This window comes from Epilithonimonas hominis, assembly GCF_003730015.1.
GTDB lineage: Bacteria > Bacteroidota > Bacteroidia > Flavobacteriales > Weeksellaceae > Epilithonimonas > Epilithonimonas hominis.
Genome location: NZ_RJTU01000085.1, coordinates 33685 through 41039 on the forward strand (window position 1 = coordinate 33685; position 7355 = coordinate 41039).

The following is a 7355-nucleotide window of genomic DNA, read 5'->3' on the forward strand; positions in this document are numbered from 1 at the left end:
GTCAAATCGACGAGGTTTTTTAATAATTATTTTTAAAGATTTAAAACTTAAAATCTACACCAACATAGAAATTCTGTTTCATAATCGGTGCATAAACCATTCCGCCATCAAAGTAATTTCCGAAAGGGTTTGCTGAGTCAAGAATTACAACTTTTTGCTGATAACCGGTTAAGTTTTCTCCACCTAAATAAACTCTGATTTTCTCAGAAAAGTTTCTGGAAATCTGAGCATTCAAAGTGGCGTAACTTGGCGAATAATCACCTAACTGAAATTCTGTCGGATTTGATTTTGTATTCGGAAGTCTCTGTTTTCCAACTAAATTTAAAGTCGTGTCAAAACTCCAAAATCTGCCTTTCTCAGTTTTATTGGTTGAATAAGCCAGGTTAGCAAATCCACGATGTTTCGCCATAAACGGAACTTTTTTCAATCCGCTCAAGTAATCTAATGCGACATCATAATATTTGTAAGCGATTCTGAATTCCAGATTTTTCACAGGCTGAAAATCCCATTGTGTTTGGAAACTATTCGCAAACGATTTTCCTTCAAGATTGTAAAACAAGATTTTCTGAGCGGATTCATCCAAATCTGTCACCACCTGATTCTGGAAATCGGTTCTGAAAAAATCAGCTAAAACAGTCGATTTTCTTCCAAACAATTTAAATTCCTGCTGAAGACTTACGCCATAGTTCCAAGCAATTTCTGGCTTCAAACCATAGATTTCGCCACCATTATTGATGATTTGGATTTGACGATTGGATGCAAAATAAGACTGACTTTCTGCAAAGATATTCGCAGTTCGGAAACCTCGCCCAGCAGAAATTCTGAAAATCGTTTTCGGGGTCAAATCATATTTGAAATTCATTCTAGGTGTAAATTGCGTTCCTGCAAGATTGTGAAAATCAACACGAGCACCTGTCACCAAAGTGAATTTTTCGCCTGTCAAAGTATATTCTGCAAACAATCCCGGAACAGTTTCGGTTCTCTTGTAATTGTCCAAAAGATAATCTTCATCGTATTTGTCATAAAGGAAACTCGCACCAACTTTATACTTATTATTTGTATTTCCGATGATACTTTCGAAAATCAAATTAGAGTAATATGACGTTTCTTTCCCGAAATAATTTCTCAATCCGAAAAAGCTATCTTGCTGATGATAAGTCAATTGATTCATCCAGCCGAGACTTTGATAAGGTTTTCCTTTGAAAACATAACCCGTTTTGTTCCACAATTGAAATCTCGAAATATCAATACCAACACCATAAAGCGATTGGTCTTTCTGTGGAATCCTTTTATTGAATCCGATTTGTCCTGCTGTTCTTTCGTCTTTCAGATAATTAATTCCGAAGTGCGAAGCAAATCCAGAGTTCTCCAAATCATTGTAATTCAAAAGATAAGCAACATTTAACTGACTTCCTTTTGGTCTGTCAAGAAAACCGTCATCGTTCATATCTGTATCGCCAAAAGTTCCGTTTCCGTGAAGCAAAACACTTTGAGTCCATTTGTCAGAAATCTGAGATGTACTCGTCACATTGGCTTCCACACGACCATTGTTATCAGAGAATAAATTGATTTCAGTTTCCGATTTTTTATCATCGTCGTGAGACTTCAGAAGTTCCGTATTGATTTGTCCTGTGATACTTTCGTAACCATTTACAACGGTACTTCCGCCTTTTGTCAATTGGATTCCGCCAATCCATTTTCCAGGAATAAAATTGAGCCCATAAGGCGAAGCCAATCCTCGGATTTCAGGTAATTGTTCTTTGGTTAAAAGTGTATATTTCTGGTCAAGTCCGAGCATTTTCAATTGCTTAGTTCCTGTGACCGCATTACTGAACGAAACATCCACAGTCGCATTGGTTTCAAAACTTTCGGAAAGATTACAGCAAGCCGCTTTCAACAATTCTTTGGAGCTGATATTGAAAATCAATCCCGCTTCTTTTTTACTGATAGCCGTTGCTTCTTTTTCTCTCGTCAGCATTACACCTTCAATCTGATTCGTTTTTTTATCAGAATCTGAATGATGTTCAAGCGTGTCATTCGGTTTTTCAAAATCAGAACCTCTTGTGTATAAACAACACGCAGGCAAGTTTTTGTATGCATCTTCAGGTGCTTTGAATTTCTCGTTATCGTGACCAACTTCAGCGATTTGTTTCAGGATATCGTCACATTTCACTTTTGATTCGTCAAGCGTCATCGTCAAAGTTTGATTTTCTGCGGTCCAGTTGGCTGTTTGTGCGCCAGCTTTTATGGCTGTTTTCTCGATTCGTTCTTTGCACATATTGCAATTTCCTTTTACCAAAAACTGTTCTGTAACGGTTTGCGCGAATGAAAATATCGAACAAACGAGCAGCACAGAAAACATAAGTTTTCTACTTAAATAATTCATCGTCAAAAATTTTAATTAATTACTTAAGATCGCAGACTTGTTTTGTATCAGCGTTTTTTGCCAATTTTTTGCTGTTGTCAGGACGGTCGTACTGGCAGCAAGCGTCCAAATCATCGTAAGCTTTGTCAGAAGCACGGAACATTTCGTTGTCGTGACCAACTTCGGCTACGCTTTTCAGGATTGCTTTTTTGTCAGTTTTAGAAGCGTCATAACTCACGGTCAAGACTTTTTTGCTCATACTCCAGTCAGCTGATTTTACATTTTTATCAGCTTTAACAGCAGTTTCGATGCGTTCTTTGCACATTCCGCAGTTGCCTTCTACTTTGGCTTTGAAAGATTTGGTTTGAGCAGAAAAATTTGAAAATAGAAATATGGAAAGGAATAAAATTCCTGATTTTATAATTGTATTCATTTTGATTAATTTTAATGGTTTGAATTAAGATTTTATAAAAATCTTGAAGTTTTACATTCTCGCAGATTTTACGGATTTAGCAGATTAATTTTCAGAAAAATCTGCAAGATTTGCTTAATCAGCGAGAGATTGTTAATTAAAATTAACCCAATTTAGGCGGTTGCCATATATTGAAAGACCTTGCTAATGGTGATTGTGAATAGTAAGAAAATGGATTATTGATTTCGAAAACCAACGTTTTCAGTTTGTTGTCGAAGTTATTCAGAACAACCGAAAAAACAAATCCTGAACTGCAGGTTTTGCAAGTGGTACAATTGTCTTTGCAGTCTTTTTCTTTTTTGGAATCGTGATGACAAGAATCTGATTTTTTCTCATCCTTTTTGCAACAGTCAGAATTGTCTTTCTGAGCTTCACAACAAGAACTCTGCGCCAACTGAACATTAAAATTCTGCTTTGGAAACACAAAAATCCCCAAACAGAAAATCATTAATGTCAATTGAAACTTTCTCAGCATCGTTTTGCAAAATTATGAAATTTATATTAACCACAAAAGACACAAAAGCTTTTATAAAACACTTTAGTCACTTAAGATTTAAATAATGTTTGCAGCGAAAAGTTCACATCAGAAGAAAATCTTTGATTTTAAAAACTAATGTGAACTTATTTTTACTAATTGTTTTCAACAATTAAATCAACTTAAGTGTTAAGCTTTTGTGCCTTTTGTGGTTAAAACCTATTTCTCAGTTTTCACAAACGCTTTTCTTTTTCTCAAAAAGTAAAATACCAATCCTCCAATCAAAACAATTGGCCAAATAGAAATCAGAAAAACAAACAATTGCTGAATCAAGTAAAATCCTTCTACAAAAGCATTTTTCACATCATAAAAGAAATTGTATTTGTACTCGTTGTCAATGTTTTTGGTGTTGATAATTGGGATTTTCGCAACGCTTGTTTTAGGTTCTTTGATGAAAATATCAACGGTTGAGAATTTCAAATTATCGGCAAGAATTTCGTCAGAATATTTCTGCATATTTGCTTCCGACATATTGTTGTCATCAAGATTCACTTTATCTTTTCCGGCTTTCAGTTGAGAAATATTGGATTGAGTTTTAGCTTGTCTTTCAGATTCCATTTTTGCCAATCTTATTCCGGCAGAAACATCTTCTGCAGAGATAATTCTGGAATTAAGAAACACTTTTTTGTCATTAATGAAAGTCAAAAATTCACCCAATTTTTCTGTCGGAACTCTAACCTGCATTTTATTCTGATTCTGATATTTTCTCACCAACATAGACGATTCGTCTGAAATATTATAAGTGTCTTCTGACATCGTTTGCGCTTCCAATCGGCTTTGCGTTACAAATCCACCCATCGAAACCAGTTGTTTTTCTATGGAAATGGTTGCGTCATAAACATCCCTCACTTCCATATCGACTTCCGCGGTTTTTACAAATTGTTTGTCCTTTATCGTTTGTGATGCGACGACGGCAATGCTGTCAGAAGCCATTGCCATATCTTTGGCTTCAGAATTATCGTGAGCACTTTCTGCTCTTTCCGCTTTATTACAGCCAATCAAAAGAATGGCAATTAAACTGATTGATAAGATTTTCGTTTTCATAATAGATTATTTTAAAGATTAATATTTTTATTTGGGCAGCTTTATCCGCCTTCCGTTCCCGCTTTTTTCTTTTTTATTCAAAAAAGAAAAAGAGCTCCACTCAAGTCGGGCTGCGGGTTTAGTCGTTCCAAATTCCGCTCAGACAATCAATCGAAACTGCCTATTCCAAAATTGATAATTAAAATGAAAGCTATTTTGCAAATCAATCCGAATCTATTTGTAAACCAGACTGATGTTTTAACTTGTTGATTTTTAATTTTTTGTAAAACTAATTTTCAGAGAGATATCGTGCTAAATAAAAAAGAAGGAAATTTTGTAACTCAAAAGACTTTTAAGGCTGCAAAAAAATGCTTAAAAATAATATTATATGTGAATAAATTATTTTTGGCTTTTATTTAGCTCTATATGAAAAAAAAATTAAATTAATTTTCTACATTTAAGAAAAAATGTTAATTTAGAATCAACTATAAAACAAAAAAGTATGAAAAAAATCTATTTAAGAATTATTGCGATAATAATTATTACTTTTTTCTTTGCCTGCAGGCAAGAAATTGATACAATTACAACTGAGCAAAAAGTACGAGAGACTGAATTTTTCAAAACAAATCTTGAAAAACTATCCGAAGAACAAAAGCAAATTCTTCATTATCTAGATAATGAAAACTCCAAAACAAATTTTATTAGTCGTCTGAATGACAGAAAAGGAATCCCTATTTGGGACAAAATGATTATCAAAACGGATAAAAAGACAGAAAGCCTGTCAAAATCAAATTCCGAAGAAGAAACCTATATTATTATTCCAGTTGCTAAGGATGAAGATGAATTGTCTTCCGTTATCTATGCAAAAAAAGTGAATGGCAGTTTTGATTTTAATAATATTACCAACAGTTCTTTGAGAAGTTTTGTGTTTGACACAACTATTCCAATATCAATGAGAGAGGAAGTATTGATTGCTTATCTTTTTGCAGACCATTATGTTTATGGAACACAAAACTATGTGCGACTTCCGAATGATTTACTTCCAAAATATATAAAAAACGGGAAATTAAGTATGAAATCTCAGACAACGAGCGGAAGGACAGTTGCGGAACATTCTGATGGATATCCCAATACTTCAAATTTCGCCGTTCCGATGATGGAATGTCTTTTATTAAGTGACTCCAATAAATGTAATTGTCCAAGTTCTTGGGGACACTGCGATATGTGTGGTTCCTGCACCTCAGTATTTTGCAGCATTATTTGGGTTGAATCCGGAGGGGGTTCAGGTAGTAGTGGAGGTTCCGGAACAGGAGGAGATGGTGGAGGCGGTGAAGGCGGCGGAACAGGTGATGGTGGTGGTTCTGAATGCTCTTCTGGTGGTTGGTATAAAATAATTCCCGGTGGTTGTAATCCTGAGCCACCGGAAGAACCTACCCCTTGTGAATATATCCCAACTAAAAATACTAAAGCAAAAGAATTTATTGAGAAAACAAAGGCAGCGGGAAGAAAAGCTGAAATAACAGCCACGTTATCTACTGACACTCAGGAAAAAGGATTTTCATACGGTGTTGATTCCTCAGGAAATGAACAAGTAACTGGAGTCAAAACTGGGATAGGGGGAAATGCTGTCGACGTAGATGTTTCCAGTTCCTCTTTTTTTGTTGTAGGAGCCGCACATACACATACTCCTTCCGTTTATAATGTTCCTTCTGCAGGAGATGTCTATAATTTTTTTACAGCAAGAGCGGCAAATTCTAAATTTAGTTTTTACAATACATTTGCGCAGGATAATAACGATTATGTTTTTGTAATTGCTGACCAAACCAAGTTCGACACCTTTATAACCACTTATCCAAAAGCTACTTATTTTGACCCGGCGACTGCTTCGTGGAAAGAAGGAACAAGTATAGGGAATGAATTTAAATATATTAAAGACCAACAAATAAAAGTTGGAAAATCAGATGATGAAGCTTATGATTTAGCAATGGCTTTTGTACTTAACAAATATGGAACAGGCATTGCAATGAGTAATAAAGATGCAAGCGGAAATTATCAGCCGGTTTTCGTAAAAGAAAATCTAATTTCTATCAACACCGGAGGTATTATGGTCTTTGTTAAAACCTATGAACAGACAACAGAATGCAACTACTAAAAAAAATAATTATGAAAAATATAAATAAAATAGTCTTTGTTCTTATAATACTTGGAGCTTATGCTAAATCCAATGCTCAGCTAGATACTTTAAATTATTTAAAAACTAATTTCGAGCTTCAAAAAGCTGAATATATTGGGAAGCCTTTTTCTTATTTATTAAGTAAAATGACTCAAATTCAACCGCAAACAGTTTGGTCACAAGGTCCATTAAATAATAGGAATATAAGAACTACGACAGATTTTAGATTTGCTACTATGAATGCTTCATTTTATAATGTAATTAATTTGACTATAGAATGGCAGGAATCAATCCCGGCAACTGATGTTAAATACTATCAAAATAAAAATAAATTTTATTTTACGAATGATGAAAAAAATTTCTATGGTAGTAAAATAGTAAAAGATATAAGGGCTTATAGATAATGAAAAGATAAATTATGAAAATAATCTATGTCTTCTTTTTTTTATTTTCTAATCTAAATTTTGCTCAATTAGATACTCTGAATTACTTGAAACAACATTTTGAACTTAAAAAACAAAAATACGTTGGGAAGCCTTTTAAAAAAATTTTGAATCATATCAAAATTTATCCTCAGAGTTTTTACTCTAATTACACAGATTGTTACTCTGATACACAATTTTGGTTTACTCCAAAGACTCTTGGTAGTAAGACCAAAATGATAATCACTTGGGAAAATGCTTATGGATTAGAAAGGAATATTGATGAAGCCAAAGGCTTGTTTGATAAAGTAACAAAGGAGCAATATGAGGATAATATTATAAAAGATCATCCTCGTCCGATAAAC

7 protein-coding genes are annotated in these 7355 nt (G+C 34.1%); 3 read left to right on the top strand and 4 right to left on the bottom strand.

Annotated elements, in window-relative coordinates; genetic code table 11:
- Positions 1-40: 40 nt before the first annotated feature.
- The 4 genes from EGH73_RS13740 to EGH73_RS13755 form a co-directional block, all read right to left on the bottom strand.
- Entirely contained in the window at positions 41-2362 is a 2322-nt protein-coding gene (locus EGH73_RS13740; protein ID WP_245985543.1) for a TonB-dependent receptor domain-containing protein, read from the bottom strand.
- Positions 2363-2405: 43 nt separating this feature from the next.
- Positions 2406-2798: a heavy-metal-associated domain-containing protein gene (locus EGH73_RS13745; RefSeq protein ID WP_123282322.1), complete on the bottom strand. Its 393-nt coding sequence runs from the start codon at positions 2796-2798 to the stop codon at positions 2406-2408.
- Between the two features lie 142 nt (positions 2799-2940).
- Positions 2941-3312: a hypothetical protein gene (locus EGH73_RS13750; protein ID WP_148041716.1), complete on the bottom strand. Its 372-nt coding sequence runs from the start codon at positions 3310-3312 to the stop codon at positions 2941-2943.
- Between the two features lie 219 nt (positions 3313-3531).
- Positions 3532-4416, bottom strand: coding sequence for a DUF4349 domain-containing protein (locus EGH73_RS13755; protein ID WP_123282324.1), 885 nt, complete (start codon positions 4414-4416; stop codon positions 3532-3534).
- A gap of 481 nt (positions 4417-4897) precedes the next feature.
- Between EGH73_RS13755 and EGH73_RS14055 the strand changes: the two genes are divergently transcribed.
- The 3 genes from EGH73_RS14055 to EGH73_RS13770 all read left to right on the top strand — a co-directional run.
- Positions 4898-6547, top strand: a complete 1650-nt coding sequence (locus EGH73_RS14055) for a hypothetical protein (protein WP_184808115.1) — start codon at positions 4898-4900, stop codon at positions 6545-6547.
- An 11-nt stretch (positions 6548-6558) separates the two neighbouring features.
- Entirely contained in the window at positions 6559-6972 is a 414-nt protein-coding gene (locus tag EGH73_RS13765; RefSeq protein WP_123902416.1) for a hypothetical protein, read from the top strand.
- A 14-nt stretch (positions 6973-6986) separates the two neighbouring features.
- Positions 6987-7355: hypothetical protein (locus EGH73_RS13770; protein ID WP_148041717.1), on the top strand; the 369-nt coding region annotated here is incomplete at its 3' end.

What these genes read in the sequence shown, in the direction of transcription:
- EGH73_RS14055 (WP_184808115.1), top strand. Translation starts at nt 4,898, where the DNA reads ATGAAAAAAATCTATTTAAGAATTATTGCGATAATAATTATTACTTTT.
- EGH73_RS13750 (WP_148041716.1), bottom strand. Translation starts at nt 3,312, where the DNA reads ATGCTGAGAAAGTTTCAATTGACATTAATGATTTTCTGTTTGGGGATT.
- EGH73_RS13740 (WP_245985543.1), bottom strand. Translation starts at nt 2,362, where the DNA reads ATGTTTTCTGTGCTGCTCGTTTGTTCGATATTTTCATTCGCGCAAACC.
- EGH73_RS13765 (WP_123902416.1), top strand. Translation starts at nt 6,559, where the DNA reads ATGAAAAATATAAATAAAATAGTCTTTGTTCTTATAATACTTGGAGCT.
- EGH73_RS13755 (WP_123282324.1), bottom strand. Translation starts at nt 4,416, where the DNA reads ATGAAAACGAAAATCTTATCAATCAGTTTAATTGCCATTCTTTTGATT.
- EGH73_RS13745 (WP_123282322.1), bottom strand. Translation starts at nt 2,798, where the DNA reads ATGAATACAATTATAAAATCAGGAATTTTATTCCTTTCCATATTTCTA.